Genomic DNA, 22,715 nt, shown 5'->3' on the forward strand with positions numbered 1-22,715 from the left:
TCATGGTTTTTGAGTACGCACCGGCGCCCGAGTCCCGCTCCGTCGTCGACATCGCCCCCTCCTACGGCCTGTTCATCGACGGCGAGTTCGCCGAGGCGGCCGACGGCAAGGTCTTCAAGACGGTCAGCCCGTCCACCGAGGAGGTCCTCTCCGAGGTCGCCCAGGCCGGCGAGGCGGACGTGGACCGCGCGGTGAAGGCCGCCCGCAAGGCGTTCGAGAAGTGGTCGGCGCTGCCCGGCACCGAGCGCGCCAAGTACCTGTTCCGCATCGCCCGGATCATCCAGGAGCGCAGCCGCGAGCTGGCCGTCCTGGAGACGCTGGACAACGGCAAGCCGATCAAGGAGACCCGCGACGCGGACCTCCCGCTGGTCGCCGCGCACTTCTTCTACTACGCGGGCTGGGCCGACAAGCTCGACCACGCCGGGTTCGGCGCGAACCCGCGTCCGCTGGGTGTCGCGGGCCAGGTCATCCCCTGGAACTTCCCGCTGCTGATGCTGGCGTGGAAGATCGCCCCGGCCCTCGCGACCGGCAACACGGTCGTCCTGAAGCCGGCGGAGACGACCCCCCTGTCCGCCCTGTTCTTCGCGGACATCTGCCGCCAGGCGGGCCTGCCCAAGGGTGTCGTCAACATCCTTCCGGGCTACGGCGACACGGGCGCCGCGCTCGTCGCGCACCCGGACGTGAACAAGGTCGCGTTCACGGGCTCGACGGCCGTCGGCAAGGCGATCGCGCGGACCGTGGCGGGCACCCGCAAGAAGCTCACCCTCGAACTGGGCGGCAAGGGCGCCAACATCGTCTTCGACGACGCCCCGATCGACCAGGCCGTCGAGGGCATCGTCACCGGCATCTTCTTCAACCAGGGCCAGGTCTGCTGCGCGGGCTCCCGCCTGCTGGTCCAGGAGTCGGTCCAGGACGAGCTGCTGGACGCCCTCAAGCGCCGCCTGTCCACGCTGCGCCTCGGCGACCCGCTGGACAAGAACACCGACATCGGCGCGATCAACTCGGCCGAGCAGCTGGCCCGGATCACCGCGCTGGCCGAGCAGGGTGAGGCGGAGGGCGCCGAGCGCTGGTCCCCGGCCTGCGACCTCCCCGAGAGCGGCTACTGGTTCGCCCCGACGCTCTTCACGAACGTCACCCAGGCGCACACCATCGCCCGCGACGAGATCTTCGGCCCGGTGCTGTCGGTCCTCACCTTCCGCACGCCGGACGAGGCGGTCGCCAAGGCCAACAACACCCAGTACGGCCTGTCCGCCGGCATCTGGACCGAGAAGGGCTCGCGCATCCTGGCCGTCGCGAACAAGCTGCGCGCCGGTGTCGTCTGGTCCAACACGTTCAACAAGTTCGACCCGACCTCGCCGTTCGGCGGCTACAAGGAGTCGGGCTTCGGCCGCGAGGGCGGCCGCCACGGCCTGGAGGCGTACCTCGATGTCCGATAAGACCGACAAGACCGAGCAGCAGCGGCTCACGGTCTTCAAGACCTACAAGCTGTACGTCGGCGGGAAGTTCCCGCGATCCGAGAGCGGCCGGGTGTACGAGGTGACCGACGCAAAGGGCACGTGGCTGGCCAACGCCCCGCAGTCCTCCCGCAAGGACGCCCGTGACGCGGTGGTCGCCGCGCGCAAGGCGTTCGGCGGCTGGTCCGGCGCGACCGCGTACAACCGCGGCCAGGTCCTCTACCGCGTCGCGGAGATGCTGGAGGGCCGCAGGGAGCAGTTCGTCCGCGAGGTCGCGGACGCCGAGGGCCTGTCGAAGTCGAAGGCGGCGGCGGTCGTCGACGCGGCCGTGGACCGCTGGGTCTGGTACGCGGGCTGGACCGACAAGATCGCCCAGGTGATCGGCGGCGCCAACCCGGTCGCGGGCCCCTACTTCAACCTGTCCTCCCCCGAGCCCACCGGTGTGGTCACCGTCCTGGCCCCGCAGGAGTCGTCCTTCCTCGGCCTGGTGTCGGTCCTCGCCCCGGTGATCGCCACCGGCAACACGGCGATCGTGATCGCCTCCGAGAAGGCCCCGCTGCCGGCGCTGTCCCTGGGCGAGGTGCTGGCCACCTCCGACGTCCCCGGCGGTGTGGTCAACATCCTGTCCGGCCGTACGGCGGAGCTCGCGGCGCCGCTGGCCGCGCACCAGGACGTCAACGCGATCGACCTCGCGGGCGCCGACGAGGTGCTGGCGAAGGAGCTGGAGATCGCGGCGGCCGACAACCTGAAGCGCGTACTGCGTCCACAGGCTGTGGATTACTTCGCGACGCCCGGGACCGACCGCATGACGGCGTTCCTGGAGACGAAGACGGTGTGGCACCCGACGGGCTCGCTGGGCGCGTCCGGCTCGTCCTACTGACGGCGGACTCCGGCCCGTCCGGCACAGAAGGCGGCGCCCCGCTCACGCGCACGCGGCGGGGCCGCCGCCGACCGGGGGCGGGGTGCCCGCCGCCGGCCGCGCCGCGCCGCCGTCAGTGGCTGACGACGGCCAGGGCCTGCCCGACCACGGGCAGGGTCCCGAGCGACCGCGCCTGGGACAGCGGGGCGGTCACCGTGCGGGAGCCGACCGGCTTGAAGTCGGCCAGCTGCGTGCCCACTCCGTTGTCCAGCGGGTCGACGCCCGTACCCGCGAGCGGGTTGGGCTTCAGCCCGGCGACCGGTCCGGTGACGTAGCGGACCGAGCCGGTGGCGACCGCGAGGCCCGACTCCGGGTCGACCTTGCCGAGTGCGGTGGGCCGCCAGGGCACGTCCACGAGCTGCGGGCCGTTGTCCGCCGCCTGTGCCGTGGCCGCGCCCGCGCCCAGGGCCGCCCCGGCGGCCGCGAGGGCGATCAGCGCGCGCTGCGCGGCGGGGTGCTGGGAAGAAGTGTGTCGGGCCATCGCTGGTGCCACCTTTGGGTGCGCAGGGTGATGATGTCGACACGTAGGGTAGTTGAGGTGAGACTCACGCTCAAAAGCCGACCCGCGGGGTCGGCAGGACGCCCCCCATGCATCAAACTGGTGTTCCGTGAGCATTCATCCTCCGTCCCCCGCCCGCGTCGTGCTGCTGTGCGGCCCCTCGGGTTCGGGCAAGTCACTCGTAGCCGCCCGTGCCGGGCTCCCCGTGCTGCGCCTCGACGACTTCTACAAGGAGGGTGACGACCCGACCCTGCCGCTGGTGCCGGGGAGTTCGGACATCGACTGGGACCACCCGCAGTCGTGGGACGCCGACGTCGCGGTCGCGGCGATCACCCGGCTGTGCGCCACGGGATCGACGCAGGTACCGGTGTACGACCTCGCGCGCAGCGCCCGTACCGGCGAGGAGACCCTGCACATCGGCCGTACCCCGCTGTTCATCGCGGAGGGCATCTTCGCCGCCGAGGTCGTCGAGCGCTGCCGCGAACTGGGGGTGCTCGCCGACGCGCTGTGCCTGACCCGCGGCCCCGTGACCACCTTCCGGCGGCGCTTCCTGCGCGATCTGAAGGAGGGCCGCAAGTCGGTGCCGTTCCTGCTGCGCCGCGGCTGGCGGCTGATGCGCGCCGAGCGGTCGATCGTCACCCGCCAGGTGTCCCTCGGCGCCCACCCGTGCGACCGGGACGAGGCACTGGGCCGGCTCGCGGCGGCCGCCGCCGGACGGCACGTGGGCGCGCGGAGCGCCGCGACCGTCGAATAGGGCGGGAACGAGTGAGCGGGACCGGTCGGCCCCCCGGCCCACCAGTCCCGCTTCCCGTGCTCCCCCGTGTTCGCGGGCCCACCCCCCAGTGGTCCCCCGATTCCCCCGTGCTCCCCCCGTGTTCCCCCGTCCCCCCGGACCTTCAGGCGACCAGTTCGCCGAAGGCGCTCTCCTCGTCACGGCCGAAGCTGAGGACCTCGTCCTCGCGCAGCCGGCGCAGCGACCGCCAGATGCTGGACTTCACCGTGCCGACACTGATGCCGAGTATCTCCGCGATCTCCGGGTCCGTGCGGCCCTCGTAGTAGCGCAGGACCAGCATGGTGCGCTGGAGTTCGGGCAGCCGGGACAGCGCCTGCCACAGGACCGCGCGCAGCTCGGTGCCGCGCATCGCGTCCGTCTCACCGGGCGTCTCCGGCAGTTCCTCGGTCGGGTACTCGTTGAGCTTGCGGCGCCGCCAGGCGCTGATGTGCAGGTTGGTCATGGTGCGGCGCAGATATCCGCCCACCGCCGCCTTGTCGCTGATCCGCTCCCACGCCTTGTACGTCGAGAACAGCGCGCTCTGCAGCAGGTCCTCGGCCTCGAAGCGGTCACCGGTCAGGTGGTAGGCGGTGGCGTACAGGGAGGCGCGGCGCTCCTGGACGTAGGCGGTGAACTCCGCCTCCGTCAGCGAGCGGCGCTCCCCCGATTCCTCCCTGTACGCGGCTCCCCCGTGCGCTTCCCCCGTGCGCCCGTCAACCACCGTCATGTAGACGGCGTGCTGACGTCCGGCGCCGCGAGCGCACCCCCGCCCGCTCACGGCACCGGACTTCTCCGATCCCCGGTGCCCGTCGTGCAGACGCGTGACAACTGCGCTGGTGCTGATGCTGTGCAGCGTGTTCATCTCGCGCTCCCCGTCGTGGACTTCCGGTGACTCCGACCTTGCCCGGGCCGGCCGCCTCAGGCCGCCTGCCCGTGACCAAAAGACTGCCGGGGCCACTTCATGGCCGTGTCCGTCGACTGTCACAGACCTGTCACAGGGGCCCTGCTCAGGCCGGTCACAGAGTGCGCACAGGCGGTCGCGCTACAGAAGGCATGGCCACGGCAGGTCGTCCGACGGCCGGTCCATGGGCCAGAATGAGCCCGTGCCTTCCCTGTTGCTGATCGAGGACGACGACGCCATCCGCACGGCCCTGGAGCTCTCCCTGACGCGCCAGGGACACCGGGTGGCCACCGCTGCCAGCGGCGAGGACGGTCTGAAGCTGCTGCGCGAGCAGCGGCCGGACCTCATCGTGCTGGACGTGATGCTGCCCGGCATCGACGGCTTCGAGGTGTGCCGGCGCATCCGGCGCACGGACCAGCTGCCGATCATCCTGCTGACCGCGCGCAACGACGACATCGACGTCGTGGTCGGGCTGGAGTCCGGCGCCGACGACTATGTCGTCAAGCCGGTGCAGGGGCGGGTGCTGGACGCCCGGATCCGGGCCGTGCTGCGGCGCGGGGAACGCGAGTCCAGCGACTCGGCGACCTTCGGCAGCCTCGTCATCGACCGGTCGGCGATGACCGTCACGAAGAACGGCGAGGACCTCCAGCTGACCCCGACCGAGCTGCGGCTGCTGCTGGAGCTGAGCCGGCGGCCCGGTCAGGCGCTCTCCCGCCAGCAGCTGCTGCGGCTGGTGTGGGAGCACGACTACCTGGGTGACTCGCGCCTGGTCGACGCGTGTGTGCAGCGGCTGCGCGCCAAGGTCGAGGACGTCCCGTCGTCCCCCACCCTGATCCGTACCGTCCGTGGTGTCGGCTACCGCCTGGACGTTCCTCAGTGACCGATACGCACGGGGGGCTGCGCGGCTGGGCCGCGGGGCGCAGGGGAAGCGTGTCCAGGCTGCGGTTCACCAGCCTCAGACTGCGGCTGGTCGTCGTCTTCGGCCTGGTCGCGCTCACCGCGGCGGTGTCGGCCTCGGGCATCGCCTACTGGCTCAACCGGGAGGCCGTGCTCACCCGCGCCCAGGACGCGGTGCTGCGCGACTTCCGGCAGGAGATGCAGAACCGGGCGGGCGCGCTGCCCGAGCACCCGACACAGGACCAACTGCAGCGGTCGGCGGGCCAGATGGCCGCCAGCAGCCAGCGGTTCAGTGTGCTGCTGGTCGCCGAGGACGCCGACGGCAAGACGGTGTACGGCAACTCGGGCGGCATCAACGGCTTCTCGCTGGAGGACGTGCCGAAGTCGCTGCGCGCCGCCGTGACCAAGCGGCACCGGCCGACCGAGGCCGCCAAGGAGCCGTACCACCTGTACTGGCAGCGGGTCACGGACCACGGCACGCCCTATCTGGTGGCCGGTACGCGCGTGATCGGCGGCGGTCCGACCGGCTACATGGCGAAGTCGCTGGAGCCGGAGGCGAAGGACCTCAACTCGCTCGCCTGGTCGCTGGGGATCGCCACCGGGCTCGCGCTGATCGGCGCCGCGCTGCTCGCGCAGGCCGCCGCCACGACGGTGCTGAAGCCGGTGCACCGGCTCGGCGTGGCCGCGCGGAGGCTCGGCGAGGGCAGGCTCGACACCCGTCTCCAGGTGTCCGGCACCGACGAACTCGCCGATCTGTCCCGGACGTTCAACAACGCGGCCGAGGCGCTGGAGCAGCGGGTGGCGGAGATGGCCGGCCGGGACGACGCGTCCCGCCGGTTCGTCGCCGACATGTCGCACGAGCTGCGGACCCCGCTCACCGCCATCACCGCCGTCACGGAGGTGCTGGAGGAGGAGCTGGAGTCGGAGGCCGGCGGCATCGACCCGATGGTCGAGCCCGCCGTACGGCTGGTGGTCAGCGAGACCCGGCGGCTGAACATCCTGGTCGAGAACCTGATGGAGGTCACCCGCTTCGACGCGGGTACCGCCCGGCTGGTCCTGGACGACGTCGACCTCGCCGACCAGATCACCGCGTGCATCGACGCCCGCGCCTGGCTGGACGCGGTCGAGCTGGACGCCGAGCGCGGCCTGCACGCCCGGCTCGACCCGCGCCGCCTCGACGTCATCCTCGCCAATCTGATCGGCAACGCGCTCAAGCACGGCGGGTCGCCGGTGCGGGTGTCGGTGCGGGAGGCCGAGGAGGCGGGCGCGGAAGTGGTGATCCAGGTCCGCGACCACGGCCCCGGCATCCCGGAGGACGTCCTGCCGCACGTGTTCGACCGCTTCTACAAGGCGAGCGCCTCCCGGCCGCGCTCCGAGGGCAGCGGGCTCGGCCTGTCCATCGCCCTGGAGAACGCCCATATCCACGGCGGCGAGATCACCGCGGCCAACTCCCCGGAGGGCGGGGCGGTGTTCACGCTACGGCTGCCACGGGACGCCTCGCGGCTGACCGAGGAGGACGGCGCGGGCACCGACGACAGCAAGACCGACCGGAACAGTCCGGGAGAGGAGGGGTCATGACCGTACGACGCCTGCTGGCGCTGCCCCTCCTCGGCGCGCTGCTCGCCGGCTGCGGCATCCGGGCCACGGAGGTGCCGACCGACTTCGGGGCGGCGCCCTCCCGGGTGCCGTGCTCGCTGGCCGGGCCCGATCTGGCCACGCAGTCCTCGCGCGGGGTGCCGGTGCAGGTCTTCCTGCTGTGCGGGGCGTCCCTGGTGGCCGTGGACCGCGCGGTGCGGGTGCCGGAGGGCACCCCGGACGCCCGGCGCCGGGTGATCGTGGCGCAGGGGCTGCTGGACCAGCTCGCCGCGTCGCCCTCGGCCGCCGAGCGCGCCGCCGGCTACACGACGTACGTGCCGGGCGCCCTCTCGGTGAGCGGGCCGGGACCGAAGGACCCGGAGGAGGCGCTGCGGCTCGGCACCCCGCCGAGCCGTCTGACCTCGTACGCCCTGGCCCAGCTTGTCTGCACGCTGTCCGACTCGGCCGCCGCCGAGGGGGACGGCTCGGTCATCCTGGGCGGCCCGGACCAGGGGCGGCTGCGGCGCTACGAGTGCACCGACGACGTCCGCGACCGCCCGGGAACGACGCAGCCGCCTTCCAGCGACATCGCGGGGCCGTAGCGGGGTCCGGCGTCGTGCCGGCGCACCCGCGGCACCGGGGCCGGTACGGCGCGTCGCGCCAAAACGTTTCCACAGCGGAACCAATCGCACCCGCCGCCGCGTCTTGGGGGTCGTGCAGCGTCAAGGCTCCATCGGCGGCAGCGCCGCGTCCCGCATCCGTGTGACAGGAGGTGTCCTCCTCGTCGCGCATCTCGCCCTAGTCGCCTGGCTGATGCTGCGCCCCCTGGACGTCCCCTGGGTGATGCCCCCGAATCTGCGCCCGCTGGCCGGCGTCCGGGCCGATCTGGCGCTCGGCTGGCCGGGGGCCGCGAGACCGCTCGGCGAGGGGCTCGCGCTGCTGGCGCCGCTGGGCGTGCTGCTGCCCATGGCGCACGGCAGGCTCACCGTCTCCCCGCTCGCCTCCCTGGTGCGTACGGCCGCCGCGGGCACCCTGATCTCCCTGGGCATCGCCCTGCTGCAGACCGGTGTGCCGGGCCGGGTCGTGGACGTGGACTCGCTGCTGCTGAACACGGCGGGCGTCGCCCTGGCCCACCTGGCCGTCGTGCCGGCGGCCCGGGCCCGGCTGCGGCGCCGGGAGGCGGGGGAACCCGGCAGGGCCGGTCAGGTGGTCACCGTCCAGGAGGAGCTGTCTCAGGGCCGTACCCCGACGATTCCCAGGGTCGGGATCGCCCCGTAGAGCGACGCTTCGCCCCCTTCGTCTCCGTACCGTGGAAGACAGCTGAGGGACCCCGGCCGGGGTCCCGCCACCGGCTCGGGAGCGAGCCGACGACCACGGAGGAGCCGACATGACCGCCCTCGTTCGCCCCACTCACGGCCGCATGATCGGCGGAGTCTGCGCCGGCCTCGCGCGGCGCTTCGGCACCTCGGCCACGACGATGCGGGTGATCTTCCTGGTGTCCTGCCTGCTGCCGGGCCCGCAGTTCCTGGTCTACATAGCGCTGTGGCTGCTGCTGCCCTCCGAGGACAAGGCCCGTACCGCCTGGTGAGCCGGTGCGCGCACGCGCGTGTACGCCGCTGGGGCGCCCCGGTCCTTCGGGGGCGCCCCAGCGGCGTCGTCGTACGGCGGCGGTGTCAGCCGAGCGGGATGCCGTTCACCGGCACGCCGTGCGTGGGCAGGCCGGTCTTCTGCACCGGCAGTCCGCCGATCAGCCGGGCGGCCGGCGCGGTCGGCCCCTCGGCGAGGGCCTGCTGCACGGCGGGCCGGGCGGCGGCCACCCCGGCGCCCACGGCACCCTGCCCATGCGTCACGGCGCGCTGCCCCTGGGAGAGCGCCTGTCCGGCGCCCGGCAGCGCCTTGCCGACGTGCTCGGCCGGCAGCGTCTTGGTGACGGCGTCCAGGGCCTGGGTGGCGTCGGGGACCGCCGGGGCGGCGTTGGCGGCGCCCGCGCCGACGGCGGCGATGGCGGCACCGAGGGCGGCGACGCCCAGGCTCTTGACGGCAGACTGCTTCATTTAAATGCGTCCTTGAATGCGGAGACGGGTGATCAAAAATGATCTGAGCGGTCCACGACCGTAAACATGCCGGACCGCCCGCCGCAAACACCGAAATGCGGACGGCTTGTGAAAGCGCGTCCGCATTCCGTACCGGGAGCAGTCGGCGGCTACCCCTCCGAGCGGTCAGAACCGCTGGTGGAGGCGGTCTGCCGGAACAGCCATTCGGATTTCAGCTCGGCGTATCCGGGCTTGATCACGTCATTGATCATCGCGAGTCGTTCATCGAAAGGAATGAACGCTGATTTCATCGCATTGACGGAGAACCACTGGAGGTCGTCGAGCGTGTAACCGAATGCGTCGACGAGGTGCTCGAATTCGCGGCTCATACTGGTGTGCGACATCAGCCGGTTGTCGGTGTTCACGGTGGCCCGGAAGTGCAGCCGGCGCAGCAGCCCGATGGGGTGCTCGGCGTACGAGGGCGCGGCCCCGGTCTGCAGGTTGGAGCTGGGGCACAGCTCCAGCGGGATGCGCTTGTCCCGCACATAGGAGGCGAGCCGGCCCAGCGTGACCGAGCCGTCCTCGCGGACCTCGATGTCGTCGATGATCCGCACGCCGTGGCCGAGCCGGTCGGCGCCGCACCACTGGAGCGCCTGCCAGATGGACGGCAGACCGAAGGCCTCGCCGGCGTGGATGGTGAAGTGGTTGTTCTCGCGCTTGAGGTACTCGAACGCGTCGAGGTGCCGGGTGGGCGGGTAGCCCGCCTCGGCGCCTGCGATGTCGAAGCCCGCCACGCCCGAGTCCCGGTAGCGGTTGGCCAGTTCGGCGATCTCCAGGGAGCGGGCCGCGTGCCGCATGGCGGTCAGCAGGGCGCCGACGCGGATCCGGTGGCCGTTCTCCCGGGCCAGCCGCTCGCCCTGCCGGAAGCCCTCGTTGACGGCCTCGACCACCTCTTCCAGGGTCAGTCCGCCGTCGAGGTGCTGCTCGGGCGCGTACCGCACCTCGGCGTAGACGACCCCGTCCTCGGCGAGGTCCTCGGCGCACTCCCGGGCGACCCGGATCAGGGACTGCCGGGTCTGCATGACGCCGACGGTGTGCCGGAAGGTCTCCAGATACCGCTCCAGCGAGCCGGAGTCGGCGGCCTCCTGGAACCAGATCCCCAGCTTGTCCGGGTCGGTCTCGGGAAGTTCGGCGTAGCCGGACTCCCGGGCGAGGTCGACGACGGTCCCCGGGCGGAGTCCGCCGTCGAGATGATCGTGCAGCAGTACCTTGGGCGCCCGGCGGATCTGGTCCGGCGTCGGAACGTGTGCCGGCACGGGCGCCGGGACGGCCCCCGTCGGTGCAGTCTGGCTCGTCATTTCCGCACTCTAACTCCTACGCGCGTAGAGCGCCCGGTGCGTGCGTCAGCTGTTTTCCGGCGCTTTTCCGTCGATACGCAACGGTGACCCCATGGACGGGTTTCGTACACCGCCGCTTCTGACACTGTTCTGTCATGGGACAGCAAGCGACGCCGGTCCGAACGGCCAGGCTCGGAAGGGCAGTCGGCCAGGGGCCGGCGCCGGTGAGCGGAGCGGTGCTGCTGCTCCCGGGCGGCGAGGAGGTCTCCGGCCGCCGTCCCTCCCCCGTCTGGTCGATGACCCTCATCCGCTCCCTCGGCCGCGCGCTCGCCCGCGCGGGCCGGGCCGAGGGGCTGGCCGTCCACCCCGTCCAGTACCGCTACCGCGGCTGGAACGGCAGCGAGGCGCATCTGGCCGGGGACGCCGAGTGGGCCGCCGACGAGGTCGTACGGCGGTACGGGGACGTGCCCGTGTGCCTGGTCGGCGTGGACATGGGCGGACGCGCCGCGCTCCGGGCCGGCGGGCACGAGGCCGTCAACTCCGTCGTCGCGCTGGCCCCCTGGCTCCCGGAGGACGATGTCGCGGCCCCCGCCGAGCCGGTGAAGCAGCTGGCCGGCCGCCGGGTGCTGATCGCGCACGGCACGAACGACGAACGGACCGACCCCGAGCTGTCGTTCCGCTTCGCCGCGCGGGCGAAGAAGGCGAACCGGGACGTGTGCCGGTTCGAGGTGCACTCCGACGGGCACGGCCTGCACGCCCACCGGGACGAGGTGCTCTGCCTGTCCGCCGACTTCGTGATGGGGGCGCTGTTCGGCTGCCCGGTGTCGCGCCCGGTCGAGGACGCGCTGGCCGCCCCGCCGCCGATCGGGTTGCGGATGCCGCTGGCGGCGGGGTTCGGCAAGTCGTTGCAGCGCTGAGCCGGGCCGCGGCGCCGCTGCCGTGATCACGCCCACGGCACCGCCCGCCGCGGCTGCCCGGTGCTCAGCGAGGGGCGTTCAGGGCCTCCGGGGCCCGCTCGCCGGCCAGGGTCTGCAGGAGGGCGCGGATGACGTCCGTCGCCGCCCGCTCCTGGGCTTCCCGGGTGCTGGCGCCCAGATGCGGGGTCACCGTCACGTTGTCGAGCCCGAGCAGGGGCGAGTCGGTGCACGGCTCCTCGTCGAAGACGTCGAGGGCGGCGCCCGCGAGGCGGGACTCCCGCAGGGCCGTGTGCAGGGCCGCCTCGTCCACGATGCCGCCGCGGGCGACGTTGGCGAGATAGGCCGTGGGCTTGACCAGGCGGAGTTCGGCCTCGCCGATCAGGCCCGCGGTCCGCGGCGTCCGCGGTACGTGGACGGTGATGAAGTCCGAGCGGGACAGCAGCTCGTCCAGGGCGACCAGCTTGATGCCGTACTGGTCCGCCGTCGCCGCCGTGGCGTAGGGGTCGTGGCCGAGGACCGTCATGTCGAAGGCGGTCATGCGCCGCGCCACGGCCAGGCCGATGCGGCCGAGCCCGACGATCCCCAGGGTCTTGCCCGCGAGTTCGGTGCCGACATGGGTGCTGCGCCGCCAGATGCCCGCCTTCACCTCCCGGCCCGCCGACTGGATGTCGCGGGCCGCCGACAGCAGCAGCCCGCACGTCAGCTCGGCGGCGCTGACGACGTTGGCGGCCGGGGCGTTGACCACCACGACGCCGGCCGCGGTGGCGGCGCCGACGTCGATGTTGTCGACCCCCACCCCGGCCCGTCCGACGACGGCGAGCCGCGGCGCCGCCGCGAGGACCTCGGCGTCCACGGTCGTGGCGCTGCGGACGAGCAGGGCGTGGGCCTCGCCCACCGCGGCCAGGAGCTGCGCGCGGTCGGCGCCGTCGCAGTGGCGCACCTCGTACCCGGGGCCGAAACGCTCCAGGGCGGCCGCCGGCAGGGGGTCGGCGACCAGGACGACACGGGAAGACATCGGTATCTCCGTAGGTGTGGGGGCTGCTGGGCTCTGTGCGGGTGCCGTGCGCCCGGGGTTCAGCTCTCGACCGCCATCGCGATACCGAAGGCGATCATGACCGTGCCCGCGGTGGCGTCGACGGAGCGGCGGACCGAGCGGCGCTTCATCCAGGTGCGCAGACCGTGGGCGCCGAGGCTGATCAGGCCGTACCAGGCCACCGCCTCAAGGGCGTTGACCGCGGCGAGGGCGCTGCCCATGAGCGCGGGGGACGCGTCGTCGGGGATGAACTGCGGGATCGTGGCGCCGTAGAAGACGCCGACCTTGGGGTTGGCCAGGTTGTTCAGCATGCCGCGGCCGAAGGAGCGCCACAGCGAGGCGTTCTCCGGTTCCAGGTCGGTTTCCCCCTCCTGCCCCGAGCCGATGGCCCGCGCCGAGCGCCACAGCCCGATGCCCAGCCAGACCATGTAGGCGGCGCCGACGATCCGGAACACGGTGTAGGCCGTCTCGGAGGCGTCCAGCAGCGCCCCGATGCCCACCGCGATCGCGCCGCCCCAGATGATGGCGCCGACGCCCACGCCGACGCCGGTGACGAAGCCGTGGAGCCTGCCGCGCGCCACGGTGTTGCGGATGACCAGTGCGGTGTCCACGCCCGGCATGACCACCAACAGGGCGGACACCAGGGCGAACGAGACCAATGCCTGAAGGATTGACACCCTTACACTCCTGACTTGTCGGCCGTGATCTCGGCCAGCGGGATTCCGTCGCGCGTGAGGCCACGCAGCCAGTTCCGGTAGAGGATCCGTCCAGGTTCCTGCCAGTTCTCCACCGGGGCCGCCGACGGGTCGTCACCCGGAAAATAGTTCACCGGGAGGGCGATGTCCGCCCCCTTTGCCCGATCGCGGCGGAACTGGCGCAGCAGAGTGTCGACGTCGTACTCCGGGTGCCCGGAGACGTACAGCTCCCGGCCGTCCCGGCTGACCGCGATGTGCACCCCGGACTCGGGCGACTCCACCAGGATCCGCAGCTCCTCGGTCTTCTCGAAGTCGGCGCGGAGGTTCTCGGTGTGGCGCGACTGCGGCACCGCGACGACCGGCTCGAAGCCCGCGAGCAGCGGGGAGGACGGGTCGGTGAGCCGGTGCGGGAAGTTGCCGAACAGCTTGGCGGGCAGCTCGTGCTTGGGGATGCCGTACCGGTGGTAGAGCGCGGCCTGGGCGCCCCAGCAGACGTACTGGGCGGAGGTGACGTTCCGCTGCGCCCAGTCGATGATCCCGCGCAGCTCGTCCCAGTACGACACCTGCTCGAAGGGCAGCAGCTCGACGGCGGCGCCGGTCACGATCAGGGCGTCGAACCGGCGGTCGGCGACGTCCTCGTGGGTCTGGTAGTGCTCCTTCAGGTACGCCTCGGGCGTGCTCTTGGAGATGTGGTCCCGGGGGCGCAGGAGGGTGACGCGGACGGGGAGCCCGGCACCGGACAGCAGGCGCAGCAGCTGGGTCTCGGTGACCGGCTTGTCCGGCATCAGGTTGAGGATCGCGAGTTCGACGGCCGGGGTCGTGGTGCCGGCCGTACGGGGCTCGACGGTGACCGTGATGCCTTCCTCGGCGAGCTGGTCGACGGCGTCGATCCGGGTGTGCACGATGAGAGTCACTGCGTGGCGCTCCTGGTGGTCTCGGGCTCGGCTGCGGCGGCGAGTTCGGCCAGTACGGCGATGACGCACCGGTCGGCGTCCGCCAGCGCGCGGTTGCGCCCGCCGGGTGAGGGGACGTAGTGGTTGTAGAAGGTGGCCCCCTCGCAGAGCGGGCCGAGGACGCGGACCTTCCGGTCGGGCCTGCCGTCGGCGGCGACGGGGTGCTGGTCCGCCGTGATGTCGACACCGCGGCTGCTGCGGGCGCCGGCGCGGTGCCGGCGGGCCCGGCCGCTCGCCACGAGGTCCGCCAGCAGCGGGCTGCCGGTGGCCTCCACGTCGGGCTGGCCCGAGGTGGCGTACGCCAGCCAGTCGGCCGGTGCGCCGTGCTCGGTGCCGAGGCGGGTGGAGGAGAGCCGCCACGCCGTCCCGTCCCACTCGACGCGCGGGGCGGGCCCGAAGGGCACGCTGACGATCCCGGCCTCCAGCAGGGCGAGCAGCTCCTCGTGCCGGTCGAGCTGCGGGCCGGTCACCGAGCGGTTGAGGGTGGCGGTGAAGGAGCCGTAGAACGCGTCGTGGGAGTCCTCGTCCAGGCCGCCGAAGTCGACGGCGTGCCGGACGACGTCGCGCAGGTCACGCAGGACTTCGAGGCCGGCCTTGACGGGGCTGCCGCCGAGGCCGAGCCGGGCCTCCACCAGGTCCGAGCGCAGCCGCTCCTCGTACCACTTGCGGTAGGCGTCGCTCGAGTCGAACTCGGCGCTGTCCGGGAAGAGCAGCTCCTGCGGGTCGAAGTGGCCGAACCGCTCGGCGTGCTCCAGGTCCAGGGCGCGCAGCTCGTCGTCGAGGGTGCCCGCGCCGGCCGCCGCGCCCAGCCGCCCGGTCAGGGCGTGCTCGGCGTCGGCTCCCCCGACGAGGCCGGCGGCCCGGCGGTGGAAGGCGACGCGCATCTCGGTGCGGATCAACGGGAGCAGGTCGCCGTGCAGGTTCAGGAGGCGGCCGTCCCCGGCCGAGCGGAGGCCGTCCAGGGCCTCGGGGGTGAACACCAGCGGCTGGTACGGGCCGCCGGTGCGGTTGGCGGCGGGCCGGGCCCGGAAGGGGATGCCCGTACGGGAGAACAGCAGGACGCGCGGCTCCCGTCCGCTGGGCAGGTAGCGCAGACCGCCCTCGGCCGCCTCGTACCTGCCGCCCCGGCCCAGGGTGAGCGAGGCGAGGACGTCCATGCCCGACAGGCCGGTGCCGCCGAGGGCGACGGTCTGGCCGGGGGCGACGTCCACGAAGGCGGCGGCGGGCGGGTAGATCGCGTGGATGCGGCGGGCCGCTCCCGGCGCCCCGGGGTCGGGGGCGGCCTGCGGGGTGTGCCCGGTGGTGAGGAAGACCGTGTCCACCCGCAGGGTCTCGCCGGTGTCCAGGGTGATCTGCCGGGAGTCGCCGGGGCCGTCGGACAGACGGGTCGCCGCGGCGCGGTGCAGCCGTATCTCCACGTTCTCGGGGGCCCGGTCGAGCAGGCGCCGCAGGAACCAGCCGAGGTACTCGCCGAGCACCCGCCGCGGCAGATAGTCGTCCGGCCGCACCGGCCGGCCCTCGGCGCCGAGCGTGTAGCCGTCCTCGGCCACCTTCAGCCCCCGGGCCGTCACCCACTCGTACAGGTCGGGGCCCCGGTCGCCGACGGCCGCGCCCACCGTGGCCTCCTCGGGGAAGAGGCTCACCTGGGCGCAGACGGTGTTGAGCAGCAGATGGTCGGGCTGGTCCACGGCGTGGATGCCGACGCCGGTGCCGTCCGGGTCCACCACCTCGACCACGAGCCGGCGGCCCGCCCACTCCGGGCGGGCGGCACGGGTGACGAGGCGTTCGAGGACGCCGATGCCCCGCGAGCCCAGGCCGATGATCCCGACGGTGCCCGCGACCGGCGTCTGCCGGAGAGAAGTCGTCACCACCGCTCGGTCTCCCCGAAGAAGTCGGTGATGGCGGTGGTGCGGCCCGACTCGGCGGCGACGCGGTGCACTTCGAGGCCCACGGCGAGGTCGAGGACGCCCAGGCCGAACGGGGAGAAGACGACCGGCTTGTCCGTGCCGACCGCGGCCTCTCCGTTGATCACCTCAGCGAGGGTGCCGGTGATGAAGTCCCGGTTGCCGTACTTCTGTTCGGCCAGGTGCGGGGAGGTGTTGGCCTTCAGGCAGTGGTCGACGTCGTCCAGCACGTTGTAGGAGCCGGCGATCAGCTCGGGGCCGATGTCCCGCAGGGAGATGTTGAGGACGATCTGGCCGGGGGCGAAGGCGTCGGTGTCCAGGACGTACGGCTCGCCCGCGGTGGTGGCGAAGACGACCAGGTCGGCGCCGGCGGTGGCCTCCTGGAGGGTGCCGGCGTAGGACGCCGGGTAGCCGAGCCGCTCGGTGGCGTGGGTGGCCAGGGCCGTGCCGTACTCCGGGCTCAGGTCGTGCACCACGACCTGCTCGAACTCCCACTGCTCGGCGTGGAAGAACTCCAGGATGTTCCGGGCGATGATGCCGGCGCCCACCACCGCGAGCCGGCCGCTCTTGCGCCCGCCGGCCAGGACGTCGGCGGCCAGGACGGCCGACGCCGCGGTGCGGGCGGCGCTGATCTGCGAGGCCTCCAGCAGTGCGAACGGGTAGCCGGTCTCCGCGTCGTTCAGCACGAGCGTGGCCGAGGCGCGGGGGATGCCGCGCTCGATGTTGGCCGGGAAGCTGGCTATCCACTTGATGCCCGCGACCTCGCGCTCGCCGTCGAGGTAGGCGGGCAGGGCGATGATCCGGTCCGCGGGCTTCTCGGGAAAGCGGAGGAAATAGCTGTCCGGGTTCACGGAGCGTCCGGCGTGGTGGGCGAGGTAGGTGTCCCGGACGACCCGGACGATGTCCCGGCGGCTGTCCCGGACGATGTCCTGGACGGTACGGCCGCCGACGACGTCAAATTCGAACATGGGTGGCTCCTTCAGATCCTGGCTGCGTTGCGCGGTGGTGCGGAGGACGACAACGTCGTCCGGGTCAGTCGTCGGCGGCGCCGAAGCGCTCGCCGACCCAGTCGTCGTCGTAGATCGTGTCGAGGTAGCGCTCGCCGAGGTCCGGGCTGATGGCGGCCACGGACGCGCCCTCGGGGATGTCGTGGCTGGTGGCCGCGACCGCGGCGAGCACCGAACCGGTCGAGCCGCCGGCGAGGATCCCCCGCCGGGTCGCGAGCCCCCGGCACATGCGCACCGCGGCGGACTCCGGCACCATGACGACCTCGTCGACGAGCCCGTCGCGGTAGATCTCCGGGCGCCGGCTGGTGCCGAGGCCGGGTATGTGCCGGCGGGCCGGGGCGGCGCCGAAGGTGACCGAGCCGAGGGTGTCGACGGCGATGATGCGGGTCCCGGGCGAGTACTCGCGGAAGTACTCGGCGCAGCCCATGAGCGTGCCGGTGGTGCCCGCGCCGATGAAGACGATGTCGAACCCGCGCTCCTTGAGCAGGGCGGGGGCGGTACGCCGGTAATGGGCCTGCGGATTGGCCTCGTTGGCGTACTGGTTGGGCCAGACCAGGCCGGGGTCCTCGCTCAGCCGGGCGTGGATGTGGTCGATACGGGACTGGAGGAAGCCGCCGTTGGCGTCGCGGCGGTCGACGATGACCACCTCGGCGCCGTACGCCCGCATCAGACGGACGCTGGTGCGCGCGGTGTTGGGGTCCGCGACGCAGGTGAAGCGGTAGCCGCGGGCCGCGCAGACCGAGCTGAGCGCGATGCCGAGGTTGCCGGAGGAGGACTCGATGACCCGGCCGCCCGGCTTGAGCACGCCACGGCGTTCCAGGTCCTCCAGGAGGCCCACGGCCGCCTTCAGTTTGATGGATCCGGCGAGGTTGAGGCCCTCGACCTTGAGGGTGAGGTCGACGCCGGGGATGAAGTCGCCCAGGTCGAGGAAGATGTCGTCCAGTACCAGGTCGTACGCATTGCGAAAGATCATCGAGCACCTTCGGAAACGGGATGAGCGTGACGGAGGTGGTACGAGTGGTGCGGTGGCGGCACGGCGACGGCGGCCGGGCGCACGAGGGCATGGGTGTGCCCGGGGCGCCGGTCATGGCCGTCGTGGGACATGCCGCGGACGTGATCCGGAGGGTGCCGACGAGGCGCTGCTCACCTCGTCCGCCGGATGTCAGGCCGGCGCGGCCTCGGAGGCGGAATGTGTCCGCGCACCGGGGAGCCGCTGGGCATGACAGAGCGAGGGACGCGCCCGGCGTTCTCCGGGCGGACACGGAGCGGGCCGGCCGTAGGCGGAAGAGCCTTTCCCGGACTCGGTGCGACGCCGGTGTCTCACCGGGCGGGTCGCGGGAAGTGCGCGGCGACGACATCGCTCGTCGCGGCGCGAATGCCGGCGTCTCCGGTCATGGATACGGGAGTTCGCCCGCCGGACCGGCGGAGATTCGACAGGTGCTAAGTGATCGTCCGTCTGCTCGCCGACCGATGCCCCCGACGGCCCGGAGTGGCTTTCCCTCGGTGCGACGACCGCACGCGTGACGTGCACGCCTTTCCCCTTCCCCCGTTGGTGCCACTGGTGTTGCCGTTGCGTCACGAACTGCCGGTCCGGCGACAGCGCGTGATCTTGCGGAAACTGTAACCCGCGCTCTGTGACACGTCTATGACAACGGGATTAAGGGGCTATGCGATTCGGTTCTCTCCAGCCAGAAGCCTCTCCCCAGGAACTTTATGACACTCCGTCATATTCCTTGATTTCAGGCGCTGTTCATCAAGGCCGACGGGGAGATGAGACGCGAACCTATTCCGAAACGGTGAATAAGCGCCATTCTCGTCCGCGTCGCGGACAGCCGCCGCACAGGGAGAGGCGGAAATGGGTGTACGCCCTCAGGGAAGCAGACTCCCCCGCCGTGAGAGCAGGAACTTCTTGAAGGCGGCCACCGGGGGTGTGTCCGGGCGGTCGGCCAGCCAGGCGACCCCGATCTCGCGGGCCGCCCTCGGGGCGGTGACCGTCAGCTCCACCACCCCCGGGCGGGGAACGGTCGGCGGCGGCAGGAGGGCCACTCCGAGACCCGCGGCGACCAGACCCCGCAGGGTCTCCGCCTCCTCCCCCTCGAAGGCGATACGGGGCTTGAAGCCGGCCTCGCGGCACAGCGCGTCGGTGATCCGCCTCAGGCCGTAGCCGGGCTCCAGGGTGACGAAGGTTTCCTCGGCCGCCTCGGCGAGCCGGATGCGGCGGCGGGCGGCCAGGCGGTGCTCGGCGGGGACGACGAGGCGGAGCTTCTGCTCGTCCAGCCGGCGGGCGACCAGATCGGGGGCGTCGGGGACCGGCGAGGTGAGGCAGAGGTCCAGCTCGCCCGCCCGGAGCCGCTCCAGCATCGCCTCGCCGTAGTTCTGCACCAGGCTGAAGCGGATGCGCGGGTGGTCGGCGCGGAAGGCGTGCAGCAGTCCCGGTACCGTCTCGGCGCCCATGGTGTGCAGAAAGCCGAAGGCGACCTTGCCGGTGGCCGGGTCGGCGTCCGCGCGGACCTCCTCGGCAGCCCGCTCGACCTCGGCGAGGGCCCGCTCGACGGAGGCGAGGAAGGTACGGCCCGCGGTGGTCAGCGAGACGGTCCGGCCGTGCCGGGCGAACAGGTCGACACCCAGGTCCTGCTCCAGACGGGCCATCGCGCGGGAGAGGGTGGACTGGGGGACGTTCATCTCCCGCGCCGCCCGGGTGACGTGCTCGGTGCGGGCGACCCCGGCGAACCAGGCGAGCCGGGGCGCGAGCACCCGCACCACCTCGCTCATGTCTTCTGTGTCACCAAACGGTGACAGCCGCCCCTGTGACCTCTGCTGATGCGCCATGGGAACGATTATGGCGATTCCATGCATTGGACGGATCAGAGGTGCCGTCCCTACGGTCGAAGCATGTCTCCCGCCAGTACCGGGGCGTCCACCCGTGTGGACGCCGTTGCCCCGGCCCCCGCAGTCCCCGCCCCCGACTCCGACTCCCGGATGGCCCCGGGCGACCCCGGCTACGGCCGGATGCGGCTCGCCCTCTTCCTCGCCGGAGTCGCCACCTTCGCCCTCCTCTACTCCACCCAGGCACTGCTGCCGCTGATCTCCGGCGAGTACGGGGTCACGGCGAGCGAGGCGAGCTGGACCGTGGCGGCCGCGACCGGCGGACTGGCCCTGTTCGTCCTGCCCATGAGCGCCCTGTCGGAGCGCTTCGGCCGCCGAGCGGTGATGACGGGCTCGCTGGCCGTCGCCGTCACCATCGGCCTGCTGGTGCCGTTCGCGCCGTCGATCGGCGCGCTGGTGGTGCTGCGCGGGCTGCAGGGTGCGGCCCTGGCCGGTCTCCCGGCCTCGGCGCAGGCGTATCTGGCCGAGGAGGTGCGGCCGAAGGCGCTGGTCACGGCGATCGGCCTGTTCGTGGCGGGCAACAGCGTCGGCGGGATGAGCGGCCGGGTGATCACCGGCTGGGTCGCGCAGGAGTGGGGCTGGCGGGTCTCGGTCGCGGTGATCGGCGTGCTCGCGGTCGCGTGCGCGGTGGCGTTCCGGCTGCTGCTGCCGGCACCCCGGCACTTCACCGCGGGCTCGCTGCGCCCCCGGGTGCTGCTCGGCACGGTCCGCGGCCACCTCTCGGACCCGCTGCTGCGCCGCCTGTACGCGATCGGCGCGCTGTTCATGACGGTGTTCGGCGGGGTCTACACGGTGATCGGCTACCGGCTGACGGCACAGCCGTTCGGACTGCCCCAGGGCATCGTGGGCTCGATCTTCCTGGTCTACCTGGTGGGTACGGTCTCCGCGTCCACCGCCGGCCGGCTGGTGGGCCGCCTCGGCAGGCGCGGCGCGCTGTACCTGGCGGGCGGCACCACGGCGGCGGGTCTGCTGCTCTCGCTGGCGCCCGCGCTGCCGCTGGTGCTGCTGGGCCTGGTCCTGATCACGGCCGGCTTCTTCGCCGGGCACGCGGTCGCCTCCTCGGCGGTCAGCAAGACCGCCACCCACGGCCGCGCCCAGGCGTCGGCCCTCTACCAGTCCGCGTACTACATCGGCTCAAGCGCCGGCAGCACGGCGGGCGCGATGGCCTTCCACTCGGGCGGCTGGGCCGGCACGGTCGGCGTGGGCGTCCTCGCGGTCCTCGGCGTCGTCACGATCACGGTGCTCGGTTCCCGGGCGGCCCGGGCCGCCGCCCGCCGGGAGCCGGTCGCGGCACGGCCGGTCGCGGCCCGCTGACGCCCGCGGGACCCCCTCACACCTGCCGGACCCGCCGCGCCTGCCGGACCCGCTGACCCGCCGGTCCGGCCCGCTGGTCCGGTCCGCCGGCCCGCCGTTGCCGCCGGTCCGTCCTCGGCGCCCCGGACGGGCTCCCCCCACGTCTCGGAAGCGACTGGTCCGAGCTGCGTGTTTTCGCACTCCGGGGGCCATTGTCGGTGCGCTGCGGTAGCTTCCGAAGTGCTGGGGCGCGAGGGCGCGCTTACGGGACGGCCACAGGGGTGGGTGGACGATGGGCAACGGCACGGCGACGGCGGATCTCGACGTCGTACTGGAGAAGCACCGGACCGAGCTGACGGGGTACTGCTATCGCATGCTCGGCTCCTCCTTCGAGGCCGAGGACGCGGTGCAGGACACCCTGGTGCGGGCCTGGCGCGGCTACGACACGTTCGAGGGCCGTTCCTCGGTGCGCTCGTGGCTGTACCGGATCGCGACGAACGTGTGCCTCGACATGCTGGCGGCGGGCAACAAGCGGGCCAGGCCGGTGGACCTGTCCGAGTCCACCCCGCTGGCGAGCTACGCCCTCTCCCCGCGCCCGGACCACACCTGGCTGGAGCCGATGCCGGACACCCGGGTGCTGCCGGCGCTCGACGACCCGGCCGAGGCCGCCGTCGCCAAGGAGTCGGTGCGGCTCGCCTTCATGGCCGCCCTCCAGCAACTCCCGCCCAAGCAGCGGGCGGTGCTGATCCTGCGCGAGGTGCTGGCCTGGAAGGCGGCCGAGGTCGCCGCGCTGCTGGACACCACGGTCGCGTCGGTCAACAGCGCCCTCCAGCGGGCCCGGGCGACGCTCGCCGAGCGCGACGACAAGGGCGCCCGGGCGGCGGTCTCCGACCCCCTGGACGAGGAGCAGCGCAAGCTCCTCGAACGCTATGTGGCGGCGTTCGAGGGGTACGACATGACGGCGCTGACGGCGCTGCTGCACGAGGACGCCATCATGACGATGCCGCCGTTCGAGATGTGGCTGACCGGCGCCGGCGACATCACGGGCTTCATGACGTCGATCGGCCACGAGTGCGAGGGCTCCCGTCTGCTGCCGGTCGAGGTGAACGGCCTGCCGGGCTTCGCCCACTACAAGCCGGACCCGGAAGCGGGCGGCCTCTCGCCGTGGTCGATCCAGGTCCTGGAGATCTCAGCGGGCCGCCTGACCGGGTTCCACTTCTTCCTCGACACCAAGCGCCTGTTCCCGCTGTTCGGCCTGCCGCTCCATCTCGAAGCGGAGTCCGACGAGGTCGAGAAGGGCGGGTAGCGCGGGATCGGCGCCCCGCAGCCTGATCCGCCCGCCGGCCCGGCGGGCGGCCAGCTCCAGCCGGGCGAGCAGATCGACGGCGGCGAGACCCGGCGGCCCGAGCCCGCCCACGTCGCACACGACCACGCCGGCCCCGCCGGTCTCCAGCAGGGCCCGCACATCGGCGCAGAGCCCGGGCACCTCGTCACGGCGGACGGACCCGGGCAGCACGAGCACGGCGGGGAACTCGGCATCCACGTGCGGTAGACCGGCCCGGCGCCCGGAACTCATCGCGGTCGCCCGCGCCGTCCGGCACGGATCACATTGACCGGCCCGCCCCGGTCACCGGAGGGTT

General features: G+C 72.6%; 23 protein-coding genes. 11 read left to right on the plus strand and 12 right to left on the minus strand.

The features are described 5' to 3' along the window. Positions 1 to 2: 2 nt before the first annotated feature. Both ACF073_RS02315 and ACF073_RS02320 read left to right on the plus strand, forming a co-directional pair. Positions 3 to 1,436 carry an aldehyde dehydrogenase family protein gene (locus tag ACF073_RS02315; RefSeq protein ID WP_392066073.1) on the plus strand — a complete coding sequence of 478 codons (1,434 nt, stop codon included), beginning with the start codon at positions 3 to 5 and terminating at the stop codon, positions 1,434 to 1,436. Continuing rightward, the gene (locus ACF073_RS02320; RefSeq protein WP_392066075.1) at positions 1,426 to 2,334 is read left to right on the plus strand and encodes an aldehyde dehydrogenase family protein; all 909 of its coding nucleotides are present in this window, start codon (positions 1,426 to 1,428) and stop codon (positions 2,332 to 2,334) included. Before ACF073_RS02315 ends, ACF073_RS02320 begins: the two co-directional genes overlap by 11 nt. A gap of 112 nt (positions 2,335 to 2,446) precedes the next feature. Here ACF073_RS02320 and ACF073_RS02325 read toward each other — a convergent pair whose 3' ends face one another. After that, positions 2,447 to 2,854, minus strand: a complete 408-nt coding sequence (locus ACF073_RS02325) for a hypothetical protein (protein WP_392066077.1) — start codon at positions 2,852 to 2,854, stop codon at positions 2,447 to 2,449. Between the two features lie 127 nt (positions 2,855 to 2,981). On the opposite strand from ACF073_RS02325, the gene ACF073_RS02330 reads away from it, so the two are divergent. Further along, on the plus strand, positions 2,982 to 3,626 hold the full coding sequence (locus ACF073_RS02330) for a uridine kinase (protein WP_392066078.1): 645 nt from the start codon (positions 2,982 to 2,984) through the stop codon (positions 3,624 to 3,626). Positions 3,627 to 3,768: 142 nt separating this feature from the next. Here ACF073_RS02330 and ACF073_RS02335 read toward each other — a convergent pair whose 3' ends face one another. After that, complete coding sequence (locus ACF073_RS02335) at positions 3,769 to 4,506, minus strand: SigE family RNA polymerase sigma factor (protein WP_392066079.1); 738 nt, start codon at positions 4,504 to 4,506, stop codon at positions 3,769 to 3,771. Positions 4,507 to 4,747: 241 nt separating this feature from the next. Between ACF073_RS02335 and afsQ1 the strand changes: the two genes are divergently transcribed. From afsQ1 to ACF073_RS02360, 5 genes are all read left to right on the plus strand, one after another. Further along, positions 4,748 to 5,425 (plus strand): two-component system response regulator AfsQ1, encoded by a 678-nt coding sequence (gene afsQ1, locus ACF073_RS02340; RefSeq protein ID WP_159399211.1) that lies wholly within the window; start codon positions 4,748 to 4,750, stop codon positions 5,423 to 5,425. Continuing rightward, on the plus strand, positions 5,422 to 7,020 hold the full coding sequence (locus ACF073_RS02345; RefSeq protein ID WP_392066081.1) for an ATP-binding protein: 1,599 nt from the start codon (positions 5,422 to 5,424) through the stop codon (positions 7,018 to 7,020). The genes afsQ1 and ACF073_RS02345 overlap by 4 nt, the downstream gene beginning before the upstream one ends. Next, positions 7,017 to 7,619 carry a hypothetical protein gene (locus tag ACF073_RS02350; protein ID WP_392066083.1) on the plus strand — a complete coding sequence of 201 codons (603 nt, stop codon included), beginning with the start codon at positions 7,017 to 7,019 and terminating at the stop codon, positions 7,617 to 7,619. The genes ACF073_RS02345 and ACF073_RS02350 overlap by 4 nt, the downstream gene beginning before the upstream one ends. A 112-nt stretch (positions 7,620 to 7,731) precedes the next feature. Beyond that, positions 7,732 to 8,295, plus strand: coding sequence for a VanZ family protein (locus tag ACF073_RS02355; protein ID WP_392066085.1), 564 nt, complete (start codon positions 7,732 to 7,734; stop codon positions 8,293 to 8,295). Positions 8,296 to 8,404: 109 nt separating this feature from the next. Then, positions 8,405 to 8,605 (plus strand): PspC domain-containing protein, encoded by a 201-nt coding sequence (locus tag ACF073_RS02360; RefSeq protein ID WP_392066087.1) that lies wholly within the window; start codon positions 8,405 to 8,407, stop codon positions 8,603 to 8,605. 85 nt (positions 8,606 to 8,690) lie between these two features. Here the strand turns inward: ACF073_RS02360 and ACF073_RS02365 are convergent, their stop codons facing one another. Then, positions 8,691 to 9,071 carry an ATP-binding protein gene (locus ACF073_RS02365; RefSeq protein ID WP_392066089.1) on the minus strand — a complete coding sequence of 127 codons (381 nt, stop codon included), beginning with the start codon at positions 9,069 to 9,071 and terminating at the stop codon, positions 8,691 to 8,693. Positions 9,072 to 9,220: 149 nt separating this feature from the next. Next, positions 9,221 to 10,408: an adenosine deaminase gene (locus ACF073_RS02370; protein ID WP_392066091.1), complete on the minus strand. Its 1,188-nt coding sequence runs from the start codon at positions 10,406 to 10,408 to the stop codon at positions 9,221 to 9,223. A gap of 134 nt (positions 10,409 to 10,542) precedes the next feature. Here ACF073_RS02370 and ACF073_RS02375 point away from each other — a divergent pair, with 134 nt between their 5' ends. Next, positions 10,543 to 11,304, plus strand: a complete 762-nt coding sequence (locus ACF073_RS02375; protein WP_392066093.1) for a dienelactone hydrolase family protein — start codon at positions 10,543 to 10,545, stop codon at positions 11,302 to 11,304. A 64-nt stretch (positions 11,305 to 11,368) separates the two neighbouring features. Here ACF073_RS02375 and ACF073_RS02380 read toward each other — a convergent pair whose 3' ends face one another. The 7 genes from ACF073_RS02380 to ACF073_RS02410 form a co-directional block, all read right to left on the minus strand. Next, complete coding sequence (locus ACF073_RS02380; RefSeq protein ID WP_392066095.1) at positions 11,369 to 12,319, minus strand: hydroxyacid dehydrogenase; 951 nt, start codon at positions 12,317 to 12,319, stop codon at positions 11,369 to 11,371. A 59-nt stretch (positions 12,320 to 12,378) separates the two neighbouring features. Further along, entirely contained in the window at positions 12,379 to 13,014 is a 636-nt protein-coding gene (locus ACF073_RS02385) for a LysE family translocator (protein WP_392066097.1), read from the minus strand. A 2-nt stretch (positions 13,015 to 13,016) separates the two neighbouring features. Continuing rightward, positions 13,017 to 13,946, minus strand: a complete 930-nt coding sequence (locus ACF073_RS02390) for a homoserine O-succinyltransferase (RefSeq protein ID WP_392066099.1) — start codon at positions 13,944 to 13,946, stop codon at positions 13,017 to 13,019. Beyond that, on the minus strand, positions 13,943 to 15,853 hold the full coding sequence (locus ACF073_RS02395) for an FAD/NAD(P)-binding protein (protein WP_392066101.1): 1,911 nt from the start codon (positions 15,851 to 15,853) through the stop codon (positions 13,943 to 13,945). Before ACF073_RS02395 ends, ACF073_RS02390 begins: the two co-directional genes overlap by 4 nt. Then, complete coding sequence (gene sbnB / locus ACF073_RS02400) at positions 15,850 to 16,857, minus strand: 2,3-diaminopropionate biosynthesis protein SbnB (protein WP_392066103.1); 1,008 nt, start codon at positions 16,855 to 16,857, stop codon at positions 15,850 to 15,852. The genes ACF073_RS02395 and sbnB overlap by 4 nt, the downstream gene beginning before the upstream one ends. Before the next feature lie 64 nt (positions 16,858 to 16,921). Next, positions 16,922 to 17,869, minus strand: a complete 948-nt coding sequence (gene sbnA, locus ACF073_RS02405; protein WP_392066105.1) for a 2,3-diaminopropionate biosynthesis protein SbnA — start codon at positions 17,867 to 17,869, stop codon at positions 16,922 to 16,924. Between the two features lie 896 nt (positions 17,870 to 18,765). Beyond that, positions 18,766 to 19,725 carry a LysR family transcriptional regulator gene (locus tag ACF073_RS02410; RefSeq protein WP_392066107.1) on the minus strand — a complete coding sequence of 320 codons (960 nt, stop codon included), beginning with the start codon at positions 19,723 to 19,725 and terminating at the stop codon, positions 18,766 to 18,768. Between the two features lie 63 nt (positions 19,726 to 19,788). Between ACF073_RS02410 and ACF073_RS02415 the strand changes: the two genes are divergently transcribed. After that, the gene (locus tag ACF073_RS02415) at positions 19,789 to 21,096 is read left to right on the plus strand and encodes an MFS transporter (protein ID WP_392066109.1); all 1,308 of its coding nucleotides are present in this window, start codon (positions 19,789 to 19,791) and stop codon (positions 21,094 to 21,096) included. Positions 21,097 to 21,367: 271 nt separating this feature from the next. Beyond that, a complete protein-coding gene (locus ACF073_RS02420) occupies positions 21,368 to 22,381 on the plus strand; it encodes a sigma-70 family RNA polymerase sigma factor (protein ID WP_392066111.1) in 1,014 nt (337 codons plus the stop codon). Here the strand turns inward: ACF073_RS02420 and ACF073_RS02425 are convergent. Continuing rightward, positions 22,265 to 22,651 (minus strand): STAS domain-containing protein, encoded by a 387-nt coding sequence (locus ACF073_RS02425; protein WP_392066113.1) that lies wholly within the window; start codon positions 22,649 to 22,651, stop codon positions 22,265 to 22,267. The two genes, ACF073_RS02420 and ACF073_RS02425, sit on opposite strands and share 117 nt — an antisense overlap. Between the last annotated feature and the right edge of the window lie 64 nt (positions 22,652 to 22,715).

Source organism: Streptomyces sp. NPDC015171, assembly GCF_043079545.1.
In the GTDB taxonomy this organism is placed as follows: Bacteria; Actinomycetota; Actinomycetes; order Streptomycetales; family Streptomycetaceae; genus Streptomyces.

Coding starts and splice junctions, on each gene's coding strand:
- ACF073_RS02315 (WP_392066073.1), top strand. CDS start 3: ATGGTTTTTGAGTACGCACCGGCGCCCGAGTCCCGCTCCGTCGTCGAC.
- ACF073_RS02320 (WP_392066075.1), top strand. CDS start 1,426: ATGTCCGATAAGACCGACAAGACCGAGCAGCAGCGGCTCACGGTCTTC.
- ACF073_RS02325 (WP_392066077.1), bottom strand. CDS start 2,854: ATGGCCCGACACACTTCTTCCCAGCACCCCGCCGCGCAGCGCGCGCTG.
- ACF073_RS02335 (WP_392066079.1), bottom strand. CDS start 4,506: ATGAACACGCTGCACAGCATCAGCACCAGCGCAGTTGTCACGCGTCTG.
- ACF073_RS02350 (WP_392066083.1), top strand. CDS start 7,017: ATGACCGTACGACGCCTGCTGGCGCTGCCCCTCCTCGGCGCGCTGCTC.
- ACF073_RS02360 (WP_392066087.1), top strand. CDS start 8,405: ATGACCGCCCTCGTTCGCCCCACTCACGGCCGCATGATCGGCGGAGTC.
- ACF073_RS02365 (WP_392066089.1), bottom strand. CDS start 9,071: ATGAAGCAGTCTGCCGTCAAGAGCCTGGGCGTCGCCGCCCTCGGTGCC.
- ACF073_RS02370 (WP_392066091.1), bottom strand. CDS start 10,408: ATGACGAGCCAGACTGCACCGACGGGGGCCGTCCCGGCGCCCGTGCCG.
- ACF073_RS02375 (WP_392066093.1), top strand. CDS start 10,543: ATGGGACAGCAAGCGACGCCGGTCCGAACGGCCAGGCTCGGAAGGGCA.
- ACF073_RS02380 (WP_392066095.1), bottom strand. CDS start 12,319: ATGTCTTCCCGTGTCGTCCTGGTCGCCGACCCCCTGCCGGCGGCCGCC.
- sbnB (WP_392066103.1), bottom strand. CDS start 16,857: ATGTTCGAATTTGACGTCGTCGGCGGCCGTACCGTCCAGGACATCGTC.
- sbnA (WP_392066105.1), bottom strand. CDS start 17,869: ATGATCTTTCGCAATGCGTACGACCTGGTACTGGACGACATCTTCCTC.
- ACF073_RS02410 (WP_392066107.1), bottom strand. CDS start 19,725: ATGGCGCATCAGCAGAGGTCACAGGGGCGGCTGTCACCGTTTGGTGAC.
- ACF073_RS02415 (WP_392066109.1), top strand. CDS start 19,789: ATGTCTCCCGCCAGTACCGGGGCGTCCACCCGTGTGGACGCCGTTGCC.
- ACF073_RS02420 (WP_392066111.1), top strand. CDS start 21,368: ATGGGCAACGGCACGGCGACGGCGGATCTCGACGTCGTACTGGAGAAG.
- ACF073_RS02425 (WP_392066113.1), bottom strand. CDS start 22,651: ATGAGTTCCGGGCGCCGGGCCGGTCTACCGCACGTGGATGCCGAGTTC.